The organism is Ruegeria sp. CDSB117 (assembly GCF_059611005.1).
In genome coordinates, this window is the sequence record NZ_JBXWOS010000016.1 from 60,114 (window position 1) to 81,287 (window position 21,174).

General features: G+C 56.6%; 18 protein-coding genes. 9 read left to right on the plus strand and 9 right to left on the minus strand.

Features of this window, described 5'->3' with window-relative positions; translation table 11 throughout:
• Positions 1-91 precede the first annotated feature (91 nt).
• The 6 genes from AC2FJC_RS16765 (at position 92) to AC2FJC_RS16790 (ending at position 7,984) form a co-directional block, all read left to right on the plus strand.
• The gene (locus AC2FJC_RS16765; protein WP_496740344.1) at positions 92-1,720 is read left to right on the plus strand and encodes a peptide ABC transporter substrate-binding protein; all 1,629 of its coding nucleotides are present in this window, start codon (positions 92-94) and stop codon (positions 1,718-1,720) included.
• Positions 1,721-1,786: 66 nt separating this feature from the next.
• Positions 1,787-2,710 (plus strand): oligopeptide ABC transporter permease OppB, encoded by a 924-nt coding sequence (gene oppB / locus AC2FJC_RS16770; RefSeq protein ID WP_480793855.1) that lies wholly within the window; start codon positions 1,787-1,789, stop codon positions 2,708-2,710.
• Between the two features lie 10 nt (positions 2,711-2,720).
• Positions 2,721-3,650: an ABC transporter permease subunit gene (locus AC2FJC_RS16775; RefSeq protein WP_496706597.1), complete on the plus strand. Its 930-nt coding sequence runs from the start codon at positions 2,721-2,723 to the stop codon at positions 3,648-3,650.
• Between the two features lies 1 nt (position 3,651).
• Positions 3,652-5,457 (plus strand): ABC transporter ATP-binding protein, encoded by a 1,806-nt coding sequence (locus AC2FJC_RS16780; protein WP_496740345.1) that lies wholly within the window; start codon positions 3,652-3,654, stop codon positions 5,455-5,457.
• A 310-nt stretch (positions 5,458-5,767) separates the two neighbouring features.
• Positions 5,768-6,661 (plus strand): UTP--glucose-1-phosphate uridylyltransferase GalU, encoded by an 894-nt coding sequence (galU, locus tag AC2FJC_RS16785; protein ID WP_496740346.1) that lies wholly within the window; start codon positions 5,768-5,770, stop codon positions 6,659-6,661.
• A 246-nt stretch (positions 6,662-6,907) separates the two neighbouring features.
• Positions 6,908-7,984, plus strand: a complete 1,077-nt coding sequence (locus tag AC2FJC_RS16790) for a DUF2793 domain-containing protein (RefSeq protein ID WP_496740347.1) — start codon at positions 6,908-6,910, stop codon at positions 7,982-7,984.
• Between the two features lie 33 nt (positions 7,985-8,017).
• Here the strand turns inward: AC2FJC_RS16790 and fcl are convergent, their stop codons facing one another.
• The 5 genes from fcl to AC2FJC_RS16815 form a co-directional block, all read right to left on the minus strand.
• Positions 8,018-8,995, minus strand: a complete 978-nt coding sequence (gene fcl, locus AC2FJC_RS16795; protein WP_496740348.1) for a GDP-L-fucose synthase — start codon at positions 8,993-8,995, stop codon at positions 8,018-8,020.
• A gap of 10 nt (positions 8,996-9,005) precedes the next feature.
• Entirely contained in the window at positions 9,006-10,130 is a 1,125-nt protein-coding gene (gmd, locus tag AC2FJC_RS16800; RefSeq protein WP_496740349.1) for a GDP-mannose 4,6-dehydratase, read from the minus strand.
• 128 nt (positions 10,131-10,258) lie between these two features.
• Positions 10,259-11,143 carry a phytanoyl-CoA dioxygenase family protein gene (locus AC2FJC_RS16805; protein WP_496740350.1) on the minus strand — a complete coding sequence of 295 codons (885 nt, stop codon included), beginning with the start codon at positions 11,141-11,143 and terminating at the stop codon, positions 10,259-10,261.
• Positions 11,144-11,399: 256 nt separating this feature from the next.
• The gene (locus AC2FJC_RS16810; protein ID WP_496740351.1) at positions 11,400-12,269 is read right to left on the minus strand and encodes a DUF5666 domain-containing protein; all 870 of its coding nucleotides are present in this window, start codon (positions 12,267-12,269) and stop codon (positions 11,400-11,402) included.
• A 2-nt stretch (positions 12,270-12,271) separates the two neighbouring features.
• On the minus strand, positions 12,272-13,102 hold the full coding sequence (locus tag AC2FJC_RS16815) for a DUF6502 family protein (protein WP_496740352.1): 831 nt from the start codon (positions 13,100-13,102) through the stop codon (positions 12,272-12,274).
• A 153-nt stretch (positions 13,103-13,255) separates the two neighbouring features.
• On the opposite strand from AC2FJC_RS16815, the gene AC2FJC_RS16820 reads away from it, so the two are divergent.
• From AC2FJC_RS16820 to AC2FJC_RS16830, 3 genes are read left to right on the plus strand one after another with little or no spacing between them, the layout of a single operon-like run.
• A complete protein-coding gene (locus AC2FJC_RS16820; RefSeq protein ID WP_496740353.1) occupies positions 13,256-14,881 on the plus strand; it encodes an amino acid adenylation domain-containing protein in 1,626 nt (541 codons plus the stop codon).
• Positions 14,881-16,194: a ferric reductase-like transmembrane domain-containing protein gene (locus AC2FJC_RS16825; RefSeq protein ID WP_496740354.1), complete on the plus strand. Its 1,314-nt coding sequence runs from the start codon at positions 14,881-14,883 to the stop codon at positions 16,192-16,194. The genes AC2FJC_RS16820 and AC2FJC_RS16825 overlap by 1 nt, the downstream gene beginning before the upstream one ends.
• Positions 16,195-16,196: 2 nt before the next feature.
• Positions 16,197-16,973 (plus strand): enoyl-CoA hydratase-related protein, encoded by a 777-nt coding sequence (locus AC2FJC_RS16830; RefSeq protein WP_496740355.1) that lies wholly within the window; start codon positions 16,197-16,199, stop codon positions 16,971-16,973.
• A gap of 63 nt (positions 16,974-17,036) precedes the next feature.
• On the opposite strand, the gene AC2FJC_RS16835 is transcribed toward AC2FJC_RS16830, so the two are convergent.
• The 4 genes from AC2FJC_RS16835 to AC2FJC_RS16850 form a co-directional block, all read right to left on the minus strand.
• Positions 17,037-18,143 (minus strand): lyase family protein, encoded by a 1,107-nt coding sequence (locus tag AC2FJC_RS16835; RefSeq protein WP_496740356.1) that lies wholly within the window; start codon positions 18,141-18,143, stop codon positions 17,037-17,039.
• On the minus strand, positions 18,136-19,650 hold the full coding sequence (locus tag AC2FJC_RS16840) for a tripartite tricarboxylate transporter permease (RefSeq protein WP_496740357.1): 1,515 nt from the start codon (positions 19,648-19,650) through the stop codon (positions 18,136-18,138). Before AC2FJC_RS16840 ends, AC2FJC_RS16835 begins: the two co-directional genes overlap by 8 nt.
• Before the next feature lie 6 nt (positions 19,651-19,656).
• A complete protein-coding gene (locus tag AC2FJC_RS16845) occupies positions 19,657-20,124 on the minus strand; it encodes a tripartite tricarboxylate transporter TctB family protein (protein ID WP_109310957.1) in 468 nt (155 codons plus the stop codon).
• 69 nt (positions 20,125-20,193) lie between these two features.
• On the minus strand, positions 20,194-21,153 hold the full coding sequence (locus AC2FJC_RS16850) for a tripartite tricarboxylate transporter substrate binding protein (protein WP_282119494.1): 960 nt from the start codon (positions 21,151-21,153) through the stop codon (positions 20,194-20,196).
• Positions 21,154-21,174: the final 21 nt, after the last annotated feature.

Here is a 21,174-nt window from a genome sequence, read left to right on the forward strand (position 1 = left end):
GTCTCTTTCTGGGTCGGACAAACATGGTGGCCCTCAGCCATCCTGAAGGGATGCGCGTGGGTTGCTTAATAAAAAACGGGAGTTGAAAAACATGAACAAGTATATTCGTACATCTCTTGCGGGGCTATTGACCTCGACCATGATAACCGGTGCTGCATTTGCCGCCGGAACCCATCCGACTACCGGCGAAGCGTTGGCGGATGACCAGACCTTTACCTATCGTATTCTGGACGAACACAGCTCGGTCGATCCTCAAGTTGTTGAGGATGTTTCCGGCGCCGAGATCGTGCGTGACCTGTTCGAAGGCCTGATGAACCAGGACGAAGACGGCAATCTGGTCCCCGGTGTTGCCACCGGTTACACCACCAACGACTCCAAAGACGTTTACACCTTTACCCTGCGCGACGATGCGAAGTGGTCGAATGGTGATCCGGTAACCGCCAGCGATTTTGTTTTTGCCTGGAAACGTGCCGTCGATCCCGCCCTGTCCTCGCCCTATGCATGGTTCATGGAACTGATGTCGATCGAGAACGCATCTGAAATCATCGCAGGTGACAAGTCGGTTGACGACTTGGGCGTTAAAGCCATCGACGACCACACGCTTGAAGTGACGCTCAGCGCACCGCTGCCGTACTTCCCGCAAATGACCACGCATTCGACCACTTTCCCTGCCCCGCAGAAAGTTATCGAAGAGTTTGGCGACGCCTGGACCAAGCCTGAAAACATCGTATCGAACGGTGCATACGTCCTGACCGAGCATCTGCCGCAGGAACGTTCGGTTCGTGAGCGGAACGAAAACTACTGGGATAACGACAACACGATCATCGAAAAAGTCGTGGCACTGGTCATCAACGACGAAAACGTCGCGCTGACCCGTTACCTGGCAGGTGAGCTGGACCGCACAGAAGTTCCCGCAGGTCAGTTCCCACGCTTGCAAAAAGAGCACCCGGAAGAAGCAATCAGCTTCCCGCGCCTGTGTAACTATTATTACACGTTCAACCTGTCCGATGGTGGCCCCGAAGCCTTCAAGGACCCGAACGTCCGTCAGGCGCTGTCCCTGGCAGTTGATCGTAAGATCATCACCGAGAACATCATGGCAGGTGGGCAGCCGCAGGCTTATACCTTTGCCCCGGCAGCAACCGCAGGCTTTGACGTTCCGGACGTAGAAATGGCGTCGATGTCTCAGGCAGAGCGTGACGAACTGGCCAAGGAACTGCTGGCCGCGGCTGGTTATGGTCCTGACAACCCGCTGAGCTTTGAGATGGTGTACAACACCTCTGAAGCACACAAGAAGGTCGCCGTGGCGCTGAGCCAAATGTGGAAGCAAAAGCTGGGCGTCAACGCAGAGTTGGCTAACATGGAATGGAAGATCTTCCTGGAAGAACGCGGAAATCAGAACTTCGATCTGGCCCGTGGCGCATGGTGTGGCGACTATAACGAAGCATCGACCTTCCTCGACCTGCTGCAGTCGGATTCTGGTTATAACGACGGTAAGTACAACAACGCCCGCGTTGATGAACTGCTGTCCGAAGCCAAAACCTCTGACGATGCGGCACCTCTGTACACCGAGGTCGAGCGCATTATCGCGCAAGAGACCCCCGTTATCCCGATCTATCACTATGCTGGCGTCTACATGATGGACAGCGATGTCGGTAACTGGCCGGTCAACAACGTAGAGCAGAACTGGTATTCCAAGAACCTCTACAAAACCGCCGAATAATCATCCTTAGACCACGCATTGCCCCGGAGTTTTCTTCGGGGCAATGCCAATAATTGGGGGCATGAAATGCTTGCCTATATCGTCCGGCGGTTGTTAATGGCCGTCCCAACGATCCTATTGCTGATCGTTGCAAGTTTCTTTTTGATGCACTTCGCGCCAGGTGGGCCCTTCACCTCGGAACGGCCTCTGCCGCCCGCGGTCCTGGCCAATATCGAGGCGCGGTACGGATTGGACCAGCCGCTGTGGAAACAGCTTTGGGACTATCTCTACAACATCGTCGTGCATTTTGATTTCGGCCCGTCCTTCAAATTCAAGGACAGGGACGTGAACGACATCATCGCGCAGGGTTTCCCGATCTCGCTGACCTACGGTTCGCTGTCCTTCCTGGTCGCAACAACCGTCGGAGTCGCGCTTGGGATTGCCGCTGCGATCAAGCACAACAGCTGGATCGACTACTTCGCTGTTGGTCTGGGCATCGCGGCGCAGGCGCTGCCGAACTTCATCATGGGCCCGATCCTGATCCTGACCTTCACTCTGTGGCTCGGATGGCTGCCGGGCGGCGGCTGGAATGGCGGCCAGTGGCCGTATCTGATCATGCCGGTTATCGCGCTTGCCACCTCGTATATGGGATCCATTGCGCGGATCACGCGATCATCGATGCTGGAAGTTCTGAACTCGAACTTCATCCGCACGGCCCGCGCCAAGGGTTTGCCAACCAGAACCGTGATCTGGCGCCATGCGCTGAAACCAACATTGCTGCCAGTGGTGTCCTATCTGGGCCCGGTTTTCGTCTACGTACTGACCGGTTCTGTCTTTGTAGACATCTATTTCTCTACCGGCGGATTGGGGCAAGCCTATGTGGGGTCCGCGCTGTCGCGTGACTACGCGGTGCTGTTGGGGGTCACGATCCTTTATGGCGTCCTGACCGTTCTGGTGAACCTGCTGACCGACCTGGCCTATGCCTGGTTCGATCCGAAAATCCGTTACTGAGGGGCTGGCAATGCTTGGTAAATCACAAAAAGCCGCCCACTTGGCCGAAGACATCACAGATTACACGGTCATTCAGGGGCGATCACTTTGGCAGGACGCACGGATGCGTTTTGTTCGCAACAAGGCGGCCATGGCTAGCCTGTTCATTCTGGTAATGATCGTGTTGTTCACAATCATTGGTCCTTACTTTGCCGTATGGAGCAACGAGGAAATCGACTGGAATGTCATGGGCGATGTTCGCGGCATGGGAATGCCGTCCGCAGAGACCGGACATTTCTTCGGTGTCGACGATCTGGGTCGTGATCTGTACAGCCGTGTCATTCAGGCGACGACAACGTCATTGCTTGTGGGTCTGATCGGTGCCGCGACGGCCCTGATCGTTGGGACCTGCTACGGTATTGCCGCGGGCTATATCGGAGGCCGCACCGATGGTGTGATGATGCGCTTCGTCGATATCCTGCTGGCCATTCCGGCAACTCTGGTCATCATCCTGTTGCTGGTTGTCGCGGGTCGATCATTCGTCATGCTGTTCATCGCACTTGGTGCGGTTGGTTGGCTGACGATGGCACGAATTGTCCGGGGGCAAACCCTGACCCTGAAGAACCGAGAGTTTATCGAGGCCGCACGTGCGGCTGGGGTCAGCGAATTCACCATCATGTATCGCCATATCCTGCCCAACCTTCTTGGCGTGGTGATTGTGTATGCTTCGCTTCTGGTGCCAGAAATGATCCTGACCGAAAGTTTCATCTCGTTCCTCGGCCTTGGGATTTCCGAACCCTATACCTCACTGGGTCGATTGATCGCCGAAGGGGCCGGGACGATGGGCTATGGCACGCTGTGGCAGTTGTTGTTCCCACTGACATTCTACGTCGCAATCATCATCACCATGTTCTTCATAGGTGATGGCTTGCGCGACGCTCTGGACCCGAAGGATCGCTGATATGAGCCTGTTTTCCGTAAAAGACCTGAGCGTCCAGTTCAACACCGCCGACGGCGTTGTTGAGGCCGTCAAAGGCATCAGTTTTGACATCAATCCCGGTGAATGCCTGGGTATCGTGGGTGAAAGCGGGTCCGGCAAAAGCCAGACATTCATGGCCGCGATGGGCCTGCTGCCCCCTGCCGGGCAGGCAACCGGTTCCGCCTTGCTGAACGGTCAGGAAATTCTGAACCTGCCGGTGAACAAGCTGAACCAGATCCGTGGCGACGATGTCGGCATGATCTTCCAGGATCCCCTGACCGCCCTGACCCCACACCTGCGGATTGGCCAACAAATGCGCGAAGTTCTGCAGGTTCACGAAGGGCTGCAAGGTTCGGCTGCTCGGGCGCGATGCCTGGAATGGCTGGACCGTGTACGCATCCCCGAGGCCAAACGGCGCCTGGACCAGTATCCCCACGAACTGTCAGGCGGTATGCGCCAGCGCGTGATGATCGCAATGTCCATGCTGTGTAACCCGAAGCTGTTGATTGCGGATGAACCCACAACCGCGCTGGATGTGACCGTTCAGGCAGACATTTTGGACCTGATGGTACGCCTGCAAAAGGACGAAGGCACGGCGATTGCCCTGATCACACATGACATGGGCGTCGTCGCGCGTATGTGCGACCGCGTTCAGGTCATGCGTCTGGGTCAATTCGTCGAAGCCGGTGAGACGCGCGAAATCTTCCGTGCACCCAAGCATGAGTACACACGAACATTGCTGGAAGCGATGCCCCGTATTGATGCCGGCGACGCGCCCAAGGCTCTTGATAAAGTTGATGACCCTTTGCTGAAAGTCGACGATGTCAAAGTGCACTTTCCAATCCATGTCTCGGGCGGATTGTTCGGGCACAAAGTCCCGCTGAAAGCCGTTGATGGAGTTAGTTTTGACATCCGCAAGGGTGAAACATTGGGCGTTGTAGGCGAATCGGGTTGCGGCAAGTCAACGCTGGCGCGGGCTGTTCTGCAGTTGATCGAACCCAGCGCGGGTAATGTCAGCTGGCTGGGCCATCCTATTGTCGGGTTGAAACGGCGCGAACTGAACAAGTACCGCAAGGACTTGCAGATCGTGTTTCAGGACCCTCTGGCCAGCCTCGATCCGCGGATGACCATCTCGGCCTCAATTGCGGAACCGCTGAAGACCTATCGCCCTGACCTGACCGAGCGGGAACGCAAGAAGCTGGTCGCCGAAATGATGGAGCGGGTTGGCCTGAAAGCCAACATGATCAACCGCTATCCGCACGAGCTTTCGGGCGGTCAGAACCAGCGCGTCGGCATTGCGCGGGCGATGATCAACAAACCCAAGCTGATCATCTGTGACGAAGCCGTGTCGGCATTGGACGTGTCAATTCAGGCGCAGATCGTGGAACTATTGCGCGAGTTGCAGCAGGAATTTGGTCTGTCGATGATCTTCATCAGTCATGACCTTTCCGTGGTACGCGCTGTGTCGAACCGGATCATGGTCTTATATCTGGGCCGGATCGTGGAGTTGGGTGACGGAGAAGTGATCTGCTCCGATCCGATCCACCCATACACGAAATCGCTGATCTCGGCCGTGCCAATTCCGGACCCGGACGTAGAGCGCAGTCGCACACGCCTGAAATTGCCCGGCGAACTGCCCTCACCGATGGATCCGAAAGCCGCGTTGCGTTTCCTGCCCAGTCGTTTGGCGGCTGGTGAGAATGACTATGTTCCGCAACTTAGCGAAGTAAAGCCCAATCATTTTGTGGCCGAGCACGACTCGCTCGAAGCGATCATGGCAAAGGCATAACTTTCCTGCCCCGAAGCAAGTCCTTGCATTCGGGGCAGGTTCTTCCTGGCAATATCAAGGACGCCACATTGTTTCCTTTTTGAAGCCAATACATGCCGATAAGCGCGCTTTATACTAATTTAGCGCCGCAACCGAGGCTATGATTTGGCCGCCTTGAACAAGGCATTTTGACTTCCCAATTCAACGGTGGCACGATTTCTCCAACTTGGCTGGCATTGCCTATTTGCGTTGATTGTTCTAGCCGCGCGCACTATGAGGTGGCGTCAACAAAACGCATTCATTCGGACAAAACTATTTGCTGAGAGGTAGCATGGCACGTAAGGTCACAAAGGCGATTTTTCCGGTTGCGGGTCTTGGTACTCGCTTTCTGCCCGCGACAAAATCGGTACCTAAGGAAATCATGACCCTGGTCGATCGCCCGCTGGTTCAATACGCAATCGACGAAGCCCGTGCGGCCGGGATTACCGAATTCATTTTTGTAACGTCCCGCGGAAAGTCGGCGCTAGAGGACTATTTTGACCACAACCAAATCCTTGAACAAACGCTTAAGGAAAAGGGCAAAGACGACCTGTTGGAAACGCTACATGCGACCAACATGGAAAGCGGGGCAATCGCCTATATCCGGCAACACAAGGCTTTGGGTTTAGGTCACGCCGTATGGTGCGCACGCCGCCTGATCGGAGACGAACCATTCGCGGTAATGCTGCCCGACGACGTCATCGCGGGGGAAAAGCCCTGCTTGCAGCAGATGATAGAAGCCTATGAAGAAACCGGCGGCAATATGGTTGCCACCATGGAAGTTCCAGCAGAAAAGACAAGCTCTTACGGCGTTCTGGATGTAGGCGATAACATCGGGACAGTTGTCCGCGCGCGCGGCATGGTCGAGAAACCGAAACCCGAGGAAGCACCGTCCAATCTGGCGGTTATCGGTCGTTACATTCTGCGCCCATCGGTGCTGTACAACCTCAATCAGAACAAGCAAGGCAGTGGCGGCGAGATTCAACTGACGGACGCAATCGCCGAAGACATCAGAAACGGTGTCCCGGTCTTTGGGTACAAATTTGATGGACAGCGGTTTGACTGCGGGTCCAAAGCGGGTTTCCTGCAGGCGACCGTCGCCTTTGCGCTGGCGCGCGATGATCTTCGAGAGGATTTGCAGAAATACCTGCACGACGTTGTCGCTACGGGTCAGGCAGCTCAGTAACCAAGGATGACGGCCTCGAAGACGAGGTAAACGGTATCGTTTAAAGGGCAAACTGCGGGCATTGCAGTTTGCCTTTTTCTTTCGGCGTGGATGAAATGCCCAAGGGGCGATTGGAGCGCTTCACTCAGACAAAGTATTGGCACGACATTAACCGAGCGTTCGTACCGGTCAGGTGGGATTCATGTGAGGCACGGCAGTCTGGCGCGCAACGCAATTGTCGATCCGACAACCAACGGAGAATGCCCTTTGTCCCAAAAATCGCCCAAATTGAACCTGCCATTCCTGCAACCTTCGCAAGCGCAAAAGCACGTCACACATAACGAAGCCCTGAGACGCCTTGATCTGATCGTCCAGCTGAGTGTTGCGTCTACCAATGCCTCAACCCCGCCCGCAGTTCCGGCACAGGGTGAGCTTTATGCCCTTGGATCAACACCCATCGGCGATTGGTCGGATCATGCCGGAGACCTTGCGGCCTGGTTGGACAATGGTTGGCATTTTATAGCCCCCCAATCGGGCTGGCGCGCGTGGGACCAAGAGAATAACCGTCTGACAATTTGGGACGGGTCAGCATGGATCGACCCCCCGACTACGACGCAGAACCTGCCAGGCATCGGAATCGCCACTGGGCACGACACGACCAACCGTCTGTCGGTGCGCGCTCCGGCAACCTTGCTAAGCCACGAAGGTGCCGGGCATCAACTGAAGATCAACAAGGCAAATGCCGATGAGACCGCATCCCTGTTGTTTCAATCCAATTGGACCGGTCATGCAGAAATGGGTCTGTCCGGTAGCACGGGCTTTTCCATCAAGGTCTCGCCGGATGGGAACAATTGGTTTGAGGCGTTGAGCTTTGATCCAGCGTCCGGGGTGGCCTCAGGCACGGCCGTGCAAAATAGCGCAGACGACACAACAGCGGGCCGCCTGATGCGGGCCGACTATGGGTATGGGCCCGGAAATCTCTTGGGGGCGGTCACGCAAAGTGGCGGAACCCCGACCGGCGCTGTGATTGAGCGAGGAGCCACACCAGGTGGTGATTTCGTCCGGTTTGCTGATGGTACCCAGATTTGCACCGCTTCACTGGATGCAACGACCTGCACAAACACCGAAGGCGCACTGTATACGAGCTCGTCTGCAACATGGGTTTTCCCGGCTGCCTTTGCTACTGGCACCAACCCGGCAATCAGCGGCAGTGGGGGCGCGATCAACAGGTTCATGGGCTTTGATGAACCGTCCGAAACTCAGGTCGTGTACAAAGTTCTTTCGTCTGCTTCTGACGCGACGGTTTTACTACCAACCGCCAAAGCTATTGGCCGCTGGTTCTGATCCGCCAGACTGCCCGGGTCTTTGTCCGGGCGGTCACTTCGCGCGAAGTTCTGCCTCGGCTTGCTCCAGAAACCAGGTATAGGTTTCGCGAATCCCGTCTTCGATCCCGATAGTCGCGCGCCATCCCATGTCGGCCAGCCGGGAAACATCCATCAGCTTCCGCATAGTACCGTCCGGCTTGCTGACGTCTTGCGTAATCCGCCCGGTGAACCCGGTGATCTTTGCCACCATCGCCGCCAGTTCCGCGATCGAGATATCTTCGCCACATCCCACGTTGATATGGCTCAGCATGGGTTGGGTATTTGCCTCATACGCAGCACGGGGCAGGTCCATTACGAACAAAGACGCCTCAGCCATGTCGTCAACATGCAGAAACTCGCGCCGGGGCTTACCTGTGCCCCAGATGACAACTTCGTCCAGCCCATCCCGGCGTGCCTCATGAAATCGGCGGATCAGGGCGGGCAGGACATGGCTGTTTTCAGGGTGAAAATTGTCACCAGGTCCGTACAGGTTTGTCGGCATCACGGAACGATAGTCCACGTCGTGCTGCCGATTGTAGCTTTCACACAGCTTGATTCCGGCAATCTTTGCCACGGCGTAAGGTTCGTTTGTCGGCTCTAGCACACCGGTCAGCAGGGCATCTTCGCGCATTGGCTGCGGCACAGCGCGCGGATAGATGCAGGAACTGCCCAATTGCAGCAGGTTTTTGACCCCCGCGGCAAACGCCTGATGGATCACGTTACACTCAATCATCAGGTTTTTGTAAATGAAATCCGCTGGGTAGGTGTTGTTGGCGTGGATACCGCCGACTTTGGCCGCTGCAAGAATGACAACGTCCGGCCGCTCGGCCTGCATGAAATCGGCGACAGCGGCCTGATTGGTTAGATCAAGTTCCGCATGAGTCCGTGTCACAAGCTCCAGTGACTCACCTGATGCTTGGCGGTCTTGCAAGCGACGCAGGATTGCGCCTCCGACCATGCCGCGATGCCCGGCGACGTAAATCTTGCGCATGCCTCCGGCCTCAGCCATTTTCCAGTGTGACCGGCAATTCGTAACCATGCTGTTTCAGCAAGGCATGACGCTTGGCTGTCTTCAGGTCCTCGGTGATCATTTCAGCGCACATCTGCTGAACCGTCAGTTCCGGCTCCCAGCCCAGTTTGTTTTTGGCGTTCGATGGATCGCCAAGCAATGTTTCGACTTCGGCCGGGCGGAAATATTGCGGGTCGATGCGCATGATCACGTCACCAGGTTTCAATGCAGGTGCACTATCGCCTTTGACGGACTTGACAGTGGCAACTTCATCGACACCTGTGCCTGAGAATTCAAGCGTCACACCCAGTTCAGCGGCGGACCATTCGATGAACTGACGCACCGAATACTGTACACCCGTTGCAATAACGAAATCCTCGGGGGCGTCCTGTTGCAGCATCAACCATTGCATCCGGACATAATCCTTGGCGTGCCCCCAGTCGCGCAGGCTGTCGATGTTGCCCATATACAGGCAGCTTTCCAGACCCTGGGCAATGTTGGACAAACCACGGGTGATCTTGCGCGTCACAAAGGTTTCGCCCCGGCGCGGGCTTTCATGATTGAACAGGATGCCGTTGCAAGCATACATGCCATACGCTTCGCGGTAGTTCACTGTAATCCAATAGGAATACAGCTTGGCCACCGCATAAGGGGAACGCGGATAAAACGGCGTTGTCTCGCGTTGCGGTGTTTCTTGGACCAATCCGTACAGTTCGGACGTGGACGCCTGATAAAAGCGTGTCTTTTTCTCAAGACCCAGAAAGCGGATCGCCTCGAGCAGGCGCAACGTACCGATCGCGTCGACATCAGCGGTATACTCGGGCGATTCAAAACTGACCGCCACGTGGGACTGAGCGCCAAGGTTATACACCTCGTCCGGCTGAACCTCTTGAATGATGCGCGTCAGGTTCGATGTATCGCTTAGGTCACCGTAATGCAGGTGCAGGCGCGGATTGGGCACATGCGGGTCCTGATAAATGTGGTCAATGCGCTGTGTGTTGAACGAAGATGCACGGCGCTTGATCCCATGGACTTCATACCCTTTTTCCAGCAATAGCTCAGCAAGATAAGATCCGTCCTGCCCTGTAATACCAGTCACCAATGCTGTTTTTGTCATAGCCGCGATCCGAGAATATCTGATTTGCTTTTCGCCGCCTCAGAAACAGCAATATACCCCTGAATGCAACCCTGCGCCACGATCGGGCTTTGATTCAACTGCAGTTGACCATCGTTTGCGCAAGCGCTTCAGGACGACGCATATAACGGTACTGAGCCTTTTGCACCTTCTGCCAGCGCTGCGCTTTGATCGCTGCGAACCCTGTCGTACAGCGCAAGCGCATCAGCAGAAAACAACTCGGTTGGTGGCTCGACATGAACAAAATTGCTTTGGCCGTCCTGACCGCGCGCCAGCATGGCATAGTCTCGCTCGGCAACCAGTTGCTTGGCATTCGGGTTAAGATAGCGGATCGCAAGACCAATACGCCGGTCACCCGATTGATTGGGCCCCGAACCGTGGATTGTCAGCCCATGATGCAGAGACATCTGCCCTGGTGCCAATTCGATGTGGGTCTTGTCTTTCTCGGCGACATCCACAGCAACCTCTTGTCCGCGCGACAGAAGATTGGTGTCTGAATACGTGTCCTTATGGGGAAGGATCGGGTTCTTGTGGCTGCCGCGCACAAAATCCATACACCCACTTTCAACCGTTGCCGGCGACAACGCAATCCAGGCGGTGACCTGATCCGGGGTTTCACCCATCCCCCAATAGGTCAAGTCCTGGTGCATCCCAACGGTGTGGGCGGTGTGGGGCTCTTTGATGAAGAACTCGGCGGACCAGACCATGATATCCGGCCCCAGAACACCTTCGACCACATCCAGAACACGAGGATTCATCGCGACCTGTGCCGCCAGCGGCATCACCAGATGCGCATTGACCCGTTTGTAAGTGTTCAGCGGCAAGGGCAGGTCTGCGCCAAGCCAGTCCTGTTCTATCCGCTCAAGCTCAGCACGGGTTGCGGCGGCCTCGTTTTCGGAAAAGATGGTTAGCGGGAAAAGAAACCCATCCTCCCAATATTTGTCGGATTGCGCCTGGCTAAGTGCGACATAGCGCGTTGGGGTGCTTTCTGACATCTGGCATACCTTTTTGATAACTTGCTTTCCCAGAGTTTTTACCCTGCGCTGCTCGCAGGGCGCTTATCCTACTTGCGACGATAAGTTCAGCTTTGCCTTTGGGGCAAGTCACCTCGCGTTTCATTTCTGACACGCTTTCGTGCTTTCAATGCTCCGGCCTGATCCATGCTGATCCGACCCCGTGATTGGATCGAGGGCACCGCCTGCCCCCCGGATCAAAGGAGTCGCACGTACGCCAAATACCGAAGTTCCCATTTCAGCATCCCAGCTGTGCAAAGACACCTGTGCTGCCTGCATTCACCAGCCCGCCGCCATCGCCGCAGCGGATAACACGGGTGTTCGGGTCTATCATTTCGGGCTGATCGCTATAGGCGATCAAACCGCTTCCCAGCACCGTATACAGCCCGCTGGGCTGAGGTTCCGAGAAATAACCTTGGACCTGAACAATGCCGACCGCACCGGCGAACAGTCCGACTTCCAGACGCTCGGCCTCGATCCCTTCGCGTGTTGGCTGCCCGACGACCCGGACAAGATCACCCGCCGACAGATGTTGCGGCTCAAGCCCACTGACAACGCTTGCCCCGATCACAGTCCGGTCCTGGGTGTCAGACCCAAGATATGTGCCGGACAACCGCGCCTGATGCCCATTGCTTGTCAGTTTTTCAATGTGTGAAGCGCGCACTGACTGACCTTGCCACAATCCGCTGATAGCGACCCAATCGCCGACCTGAATGTCTGCCCGCCGTTCAAACGCAACGTCGGTCCCAAGAACCGATATCGTGCCGTCCTGCACGCTAGACACTGGTCCGACCAGCGGCAGGACCTGACGGATGTGTTTGGCGTGCCACCCACCATTTTCCTGAGTTACAACAACCGCAACGGTATGACCCGGCTTCAACTCGCCAGCAGTGATCAGAGGAACCGAGTCGGCAACCGGCATGTGGCCATCGAACAATATATGCTGCCCATTTACATGGATGCTGCCCAGATGGGTGATCGTGCCCACTATACCGGTGCCGATAATGCCACCTTCACGATCAGTTTCACCTTTGTCTTCGGCCTGAATCGGAGCAGGCAGCCAAGACACCATAAAAAACGCCGCGAGCACACGAAGAAACACACCCATGCCTACTCATCCTCTTTCGTGTTTTTACTTGGCACCCTTTGCGGAGAGGGCAGGACAAAGGCGCCCATTGCAAACCGACCGCTGTGATCGCCGTCACTGTCCTTTTCCTGTAACGCGCGAGCGAGGGCATTGATTTCTAGCAACAATGATTGCGCCCGATCTGACGAAAATTGGCGCAACTCTTCAATTGATTCAGGCGACATATGAGAATACCGAACCGCGCGGTCGAAATTTCGCGGTGCATCCGGCTCGGCCAGCAGGTTCTGTGTTGCCGCCGCAAGGTGCGCAGACAGTGTCGCCTCGTAGGCCGCCACCTGTTCAGCGCTGCCAGCAGAAGGAAGAAAGGCTTGGGACAATAGGCGAAGATTGCCTTTTTCGACCTGTTCCACGTTCTTTTGGTCGATCAAGGTTTCCAGAACGGTACCTGGGGCCATGTCCACACGCGCGCGCCGCACCAAATCATCAAATCCCGGGCCAGTTTCGTCGCCTTTGCGGCTCAGCAGCCGTGGCGCGCCCAAGTCGTCCAGAAATTCGGGCGTCGTCGACCAAAAGCTGATGACAAGTGCCGCCGCATTACAACTGCGTTTCAAAGGGGCATCATCGTCGGTGTTGCGCAGCCTTTTGACATCCTTGCGATGCAGGCCCGTCAACAGGCTGGCGCGGCTGTCGCTTAGCTTTCCGTCTGTGCTTTGCTCAGCTGCCGTCAGCAGGGCTTGTTTGAGCGCTTCGGTCGCGGTGCCAAGCGTGACCCCATGCGCAACCATTGCCTGCGCCAGTGGGACCAGCAACGCAGACAGGGCGGTTTCAAGAGGAGGTTTGGGATCATTCGACATTTGGGAACTCGTCACGGATTGGTAGTTGATAACATTTTCCTAGAATTAACGAATTCAACGCTTTCGTGTTCAAAATGTGATCGAATGTGATCTTTAATGGGAATTTTTCCCATTATCACTAAGGTGTGACCCCTTCTTGAACTGGAGAATGCCATGCACCTTATCGCAACCGATCCCCAGACAAACTACCCCCCCCTATCTCAAACCGATTTAACCCGCACAAAAAAGCCGGGTGCGTTGGACGCGCTCAGCCCCGAAGATCAAGAGCTGTTTCTATCCTTTGGTTGGGGCCCGCAGGTTCCGCCACGCTATGCCACCATCGCCGACGCGCTGCGCCAGTCGTTGCGAGATCAACCCGATGCCACCGCGGTGGAATGCGCGGACCATAACCTTAGCTACCGGGCGCTGGACGAGGCCTCGAACCGATTGGCAAATGTCATGCGCGCCCATGGCGTGAAACGCGGCGACGCGGTGTGCCTGTTCCTGCATCGTTCGGTCGAAATGGTCGTAGGTATCGTCGCCGCCATAAAGCTTGGGGCCGCTTATATTCCGCAGCATGTCGGTGTCGCGCCGACGGAAACCTTACGCCATGTTGCGAATGTAACTGGTGCAAAAATCATACTCAGCCTGAGCAAACTGGCAGATCAAATCCTCGTTGGACTAGACCAGACCCTGATCACAATTGATACGACGATGTTCGACCCGATACTGGACGCCCCGGCCCCCGGCCCTGCTTATCGGGCCAGCCCCGACGATTTGGCGATGATATTGTTCACGTCCGGCACTACCGGCGTTCCAAACGGCGTACAGGTCAGCCATCAGAACCTGGCCAACATCCTGCTGACCGCCCCCGGGGATCTGGGGATGCGACCGGGCTTGCGGGTCGGACAGATCCTGTCGATCTCATTCGACATGGCAGCGTGGGAGATCCTTGGCGCTTTGTCCAATGGCGCAACTTTGGTGATCCGTGGCAAATCGATTCAGGAAACGGCCGAGAAGGTGGATGTTCTGATCGCCACGCCGTCGATCCTGAACGCACTGGACGACACCCGTTGCGCGCAGGTCAAAACAGCTGCCGTGGCAGGTGAGCCCTGTCCGCGCCCGCTGGCCGATCGCTGGTCTTCCTTTTGCACCTTCTACAATTCCTGTGGTCCGACCGAGACCACCATCATCAATACGGCGGAACCGCATCACCCCGACAAACCGGTTCTGTCGATCGGGCGCCCGACACCGAACAACACGGTCTATGTTCTGGACGACAACCTGCGCCCTTTGCCCATCGGCGAAAAGGGCGAGATGTGGGCTGGCGGCGATTGCGTCACAGCCGGTTACCTCGCCAACCCCAAACTGACGGCCGAGCGTTACCGACCCGACCCATTTCGACCGGGAAATATGATGTTCCGCACCCGTGATCTGGGACGCTGGACGAAGACCGGTGAGTTAGAACATTTCGGGCGCGTTGACGACCTAGTCAAAGTACGGGGCTTTCGGGTTGAGCTGGACGGCGTTACATCTGCGCTTGAGGCCTCGCCCTGCTGTCAGCAGGCGGTGACCTTGCAATATGACAGCCGCAATCTGGTCAGCTTTATCTCACCGTCGTCGGCCTGCCCCAAGCAGGCGGCGCAATCCGTCTCGGATCGCCTGCCATACTACTGCAGCCCCGCCGTTGTGGTCCCGATGGACGCGCTGCCCCGCACTCCGCGCGGCAAGTTGGACAAGCGTCTTTTGCTGGATTTGGCGCGCAACCATATCGCGAAAACTGGTGCGGAGTTGAACTGATGACGACGCAGACGACAAATCTAGACACAGGCGGCCTGAATTGGCGACGGGTGACCCGCCACCCGGCCCTGATGGAATACCGCCGCCTGGTGATGCTTGTTGCATTGGTGAATCTGGCCGCCTTTGGGTTTGGATTGCGCGATGGGACTTGGTTCGCAGATAACGCGTTCACGCTCGGCCCGATTGCGGATATGGCGCTGATCAACCTCAGCCTCGGCATCCTGATCCGGCAACAACGAGTGGTCAACGCCCTGTTCTGGCTGGCCACACGCATTCCCACATCATGGCCACTTTGGATCCGTTGGGGGGCCGGCAAGGTGTTCCACTTTGGCGGGTTGCATTCCGGCGGCACCGTCACTGGGACCATCTGGTTCGGCTTTCTTCTGTTTGCGATAATTTGGAATCGCGCCAACGGAGCCACCCTACCCTCAAACCTGACACTGGGCCTGAGCGCGACAATGGTTGTCTTGATGACATTGATGGTGATTTCGGCCCTCGGCCCTATCCGCGCGCGGTTTCACAATGCGTTCGAGAAAACGCACCGCTTTGTCGGCTGGGCGGTTTTAGGATTGTTTTGGGCGCAGACGATCTCGATCACAAATGACATGGGGGGCATGTTGTTGCACAGCCCAGCCTTCTGGATGCTCTGCCTGATCACCGTGTCGATCCTGTCGCCGTGGCTGACACTGAAACGCGTCGATATCAGGATTGAAAAGCCGTCAAACCATGCGGTAGTTGCGCATTTCGACTATGGGGATACTCCGTTCCCCGGCAGCTCGAACGCGATCAGCCACACCCCGTTTGGCGAGTATCACTCATTCGCCAATATCCCCGCTCCGGACCGTTCAGGCTATCGATTGGCCATCAGCCGCGCCGGGGACTGGACCGGGCGTTTTATCGACAATCCGCCCAAGAAGGTTTGGGTCAAGGGCATCACCACATCCGGTGTCGCGCGGATCGAAGTGCTGTTCAAAAAGGTGGTGTATGTGGGCACCGGTTCAGGCATAGGACCAATCCTGCCGCATCTGCTGGCTAAAGAGGTGCCAAACCGCCTGATCTGGTCCACCCGCAGCCCGCGCAAAACCTATGGTGACGCACTGGTGGATGAGATCGAGGCCAACACCGAGCAGCCCTTGATCTGGGACACGGACAAAGACGGCAAACCCATTCTGTCGGCCCTAGCCATGCAAGCCGTTCGCGAAAGTGGGGCTGAGGCAGTCATCGTGATCTCGAACCAAAAGCTGACCCGCAAGGTTGTGCATGACATGGAAAGCCTGGGCATTCCCGCCTATGGCGCAATTTGGGATAGCTGAGCATGTTTGAGACTATCGAAACCGAAACACGGGGGCGGGTCGCAACGATCCGCTTCAACCGTCCCGATCAGCTAAACGCGCTGAACACGCAACTCATGAACGAAGTCCTGACCGCCGCCACCGACTTCGATAAGGACTCCGGCATCGGCTGCCTGATCCTAACAGGTAGTGACCGGGCCTTTGCTGCCGGAGCAGATATTGGCGAGCTTGCGGTGCAAAACTACGCGACAATGCAGGCAAGTGACTACTTTGCCGAATGGGATAGGTTTGCGGCGCTTCGCCTGCCCAAGGTGGCAGCGGTCAGTGGCTATGCCCTGGGCGGTGGATGTGAAGTTGCCCTGATGTGTGACGTCATTCTGGCCGCGGACACCGCGAAATTCGGCCAGCCCGAAATCAAAATCGGCTGCATTCCCGGCATTGGTGGCACGCAGCGGCTTACACGGCTGATCGGCCGTGCCAGAGCTATGGACATGATCCTGACCGGGCGCATGATCGACGCGTCAGAGGCCCTGCAGATGGGCCTGATCAGTCGGGTTGTCCCACAGGACTCCCTTTTGAACACCGCGCAAGAGGTGGCCGAAACCATTGCGGACTATGCTGACGATATCGTCAGTATGGCGCGCACCTGCGTAAACATGGCCGACCAGAGCACACTTGAATCGGGTGTGCGGTTCGAGCGGCAGATGTATCACGCGCTTTATGGATTGCCGGCCCAACAAGAAGGCATGAATGCCTTTCTGGAAAAGCGAAAACCGCAGTTCAGGCGCAGGACCCAGTGATCTTATCCCGCATCGTCAATCACCGCTCGGAAAACGAGCGGTGATATGACCAGTCATATCGCTTTAGTGCGTTTTCTCAGCCGTGCCATACTCAAAGTCGGAAACTTTGCGGGACATGGATTCAGAATCCACAACCAGGTTCGCAAAAATCGTTTCGACCCATGACAAAGCGCCCGAAGTCAGCAAGAACGTCTCTGGGATGACGATCCATTCGCCGATCCACATACCACCCGAACGTTCGTGTTGATGGGTGGTGAATTCGCCGATCTGTTCGGCCCGCTGTCGGCCAAGCCGGGCGACGGCCTCTCCGAATTCTGACGCGCGCTGGTTCTGTTTGTGCGCCATGGCCGACGACGCACCCTTACCGGCTTCATGTACCTCGGACCATTCGGAAATTTCCGATGAGGACAACAGATTGACGTTATGCGAGATCTTGCACAGCGTCGCACACAACCCTCCCAACGCAGTTACAACATCGGCAAGTCCGTCACGGGCGTTTTGCCAATGGGGTTCGACTACATTCAGACCCAAAGTGGCCGCAACGCCTTCCTTGATGCGATGTCCTGTCCCGTTTTCATAACCGCGCAGATCGCCAACGGGGCCACCAATCTGGGCATTCAAACCGCGAACGCCCGCTTCTTCCAACGCTTGTGCACGCCGCTGCAGTTCAACTTTCCAGACGGTCAGTTTGGTTTCAGCCCGAATAGGCAAGGCATGCTGTCCATTCGTGCGACCGATCATGATAGTATCACCAAGCTGATCGATGTGTTGCTCAATAGCGGTGGTCAGTCTTTGCAGTCCGGTCTGGATGTGCTCCAGACCGATCTTCATTTGCAGGGCCAGAGCGGTGTCCATAATGTCCTGCGTTGTCGCCCTGTAGTGCACCTGTGTCGCGTGCTCACCGACCTGCCTTCGCAATTGTTCGACAAGACCAACGATCGGGCGCCCGACAAGCATCATGTCTTCGTGCAAACGCTCGGTGTCCAGATTGCAGACTGACACCGCATCCAACGCATCTGCAGCCTCTTGCGGGATCAGGCTTTCCAACGCCTGGTGACGGGCCAGTGTCTGTTCAACCTTCAACCAGGCCGAGATCGTGGCGTGTTCCGACCAGACGGACCGCATATCGGCGCTGGAAAAGCAGTCGCGATAGAGGGAGTGCTCAAGCATCTTCTAATGCTCCCTTCGCGATCTTGCGCTCTTTCATGATCCCGCGGATACGGTAGGCAATTGCCCCTGCGCCGATGACCAGGAAGGCCAAAGCGATCGGACGTTCAACGAAGATCAGGGCGCCACCCTCCGACATCAGCAACGACTGACGGAATGTCTCTTCAGCACCTTTGGCCAGCACGAACGAAATGACAAATGCCGCAACGTTGAAGTCGTATTTCCGCATCAGCCATCCGGCAAAGCCCGCGCAAGTCATGACTGTGACGTCAAACATTGATCCACGTGCAGAATAAGCTGCGACAAACGCGGTCAGGAAGATCAGCGGGTACAGGACATTGGTCGGGATCTTCAGGATAATTCGCGCAACCTGAGTGGCACCGAAGTAACCGATCAGACCATAGGCCACGATACCCAACATCCCGCAGGCGAACAGTTTGTAGACCAGCTCTTTGTCGGTCAGGAACAGGGTTGGTCCGACCTGGATGCCGTGGATCAGGAAAACACCCAAAAGGATCGCACCAATTGTCGAACCCGGGATGCCCAGCGTCAGCAGCGGGGCCATCGACGGACCGGACACCGCGTTGTTTGCAGCTTCGGGTGCTGCGACACCTTCCAGCGCGCCCTTGCCCCACTTCTCGGGGTTTTTGGCGCGGCGTTTGCCTTCACCGTACGAAATGAACGCCGCAATAGCCGAACCCAGACCTGGCAGCACACCGATACCTGCACCGATGAAGCCTCCACGGAACGCATGAGGCAAGCAAGGTTTGTACTCTTCCCATGTCAGGCTGTTGCCGTCTTCCGTGCTTTCATTTTCTTTGGTTTCACCGGTTGCCTTGCGGCGCGTTTCCAACTGGGCAAAGACCTCTCCCAAAACGAATACACCGATCATCAGGGGCACAAGGCCAATCCCGTTGGACAGGTCGAACGAGCCAAACGTATAGCGCTCTTCGCTTGAGATTGGGTCCAATCCGACCATGGCGATCAAAATACCCATCAGGGCAGATGCCAATCCTTTGACGATTGAGCTGCCGATGACCGAACCGATGACCACGAAGGCTGCAAAGTAGATCGCAAAGGTTTCTGGCGGGCCAAGCTTAAGGGCAATAGCCGCAATGAAACCGACACCGACGACCAGCAGGATATCCCCCATGAGGTCACCGATGACTGATGATATGGTCGCGACCTTCATCGCCTTTCCAGCCTGCCCAGCGCGCGCAAGGGGATAACCGTCAATCTGTGTCGCGGCACTGGCTGCAGTGCCCGGCGTGTTGAACAGAATTGCCGCGATCGATCCGCCATAGCGACCGGATTTACCGATCACATACAGGAAGGCGAGCGCGAATAGTGGCGACATGTAAAAGGTGATGGGCAGCAGCATGGCAATCGCTGCCGATGCGGTCAGACCGGGCGTGGCCCCAACGACCATGCCCACAGCTGCGGCCAGCACGATGGCAAACAGCAAACTGGGGTCGGTTATGACCGAAAGAAGTGCGGGGAAAATTTCCATGACGATTTACCCCTGTATCCAGCTGAGCAGGTCAAAGACCTCGCCATAAGGCGGGTACACACCAAGCAGCACAAAAAAGATGAGGTGGAAGATCAACGGGCACAGAACGACGGAAACCGCCAGACCGATCCAGCTGCGAACTCCGAAGAAGTACAAAACGACCGGCGCAGCGATCGCTGTTGGCAAAAGATAACCAAACCAGCGGAATGACTGCTGATAGATTAGGGCAATGATGAACAGGCCGATGATCTGCAGGGTTGCGCCGTTATCCTGTTCTTGACCGGTATCGCCAGCCGGTTGACGGACGGCGCCTAACAGTAACAGGCCGGACAGAAACAGCAGTGCGATGGATGCTGAAAATGGTACGATGCCAGCCCAGGTATCCCCCGGCGAAGCTGCTGGCACTTGCCAGGCGCCCCAAATGGCAACGATGGAAATAAGGGCAAGCACAAGGCCTTCTGCATAGGCGCGCATATCGTTCCTCCCTGATTGCGTTAGATACAAAAAGGCCGGGGGAAGAATATCCACCCGGCCCCGAGGACTTTAGTTGGTCAGACTTTCGACCAGGGGAGCGGCGTCCTCTTTCATGGCGGACAGCGTTGTTTTTGCGTCCGCACCATTCTGATAGACCGGGCCTGTTCCGCGCGAGGCCAGCAGTTCGGCAAATTCAGGTTTCGCGGCGATCTGCTCCAGCGCGGTTTCCATCGCGGCAACGACCTCGGCCGGTGTGCCCTTCGGAGCGAAAACGATTACCGGCGAAGATACAGCGGCAAACGGGATGCCCAGCTCGCCAAATGCAGGCACATCTTTCATGATGCCATCGCGTTCCTGGCTGTTGACGGCCAAGGCGCGAAGCTGCTCTTCAAACCCTGCCAGCTGCTGAACACCCAGGAAACCAAAGTCGGCCTGTTCACCGATCAGTGCAGCACGGGTTGGTCCGCCACCTTTGAACGGGACGTCCTGTGCTTCGATGCCGTTACTGGCCAGGAAGCCCATGCCACCAACGTGGTGGAAGCCTCCGCGACCCGAATGGGCCCAACGCAATTGACCGGGGTTGGCTTTGGCCGCGTCGATCACGTCCTGAACGGACTCGAACGGGCTGTTCAGCGGCACCATCAGCGACGTTTGCAGCTGACCGACCTGAGCAACAAACTCAAAGCTGTCCAGTGCATCGATATCGGTGTCACGTGTCATGGTCGACAACAGGAACGAACCGCCCGAAGTCATCATCAATGTATAGCCGTCAGGGCGTGCACCCACGACCGAGTTCGCACCATTCAGACCGCCCGAGCCGGGTTTGTTCACGACGACAACTGGAACATCCAGAATGCCTTCGGCTGCTGCCGAAATAGCGCGGGCATAAGCGTCTGTACCACCGCCGGCTTTGTAAGGAACAACCAGGTTGATCGGACGTTTCGGCCAGTCGGCTGCGAAACTTGCCGTTGCCGTTGCAGTCACGGTTACTGCCGCAAGAACAGCAGTGAGAATTGTTCTACGCTTCATAGCATCCTCCCTAAGATGCGA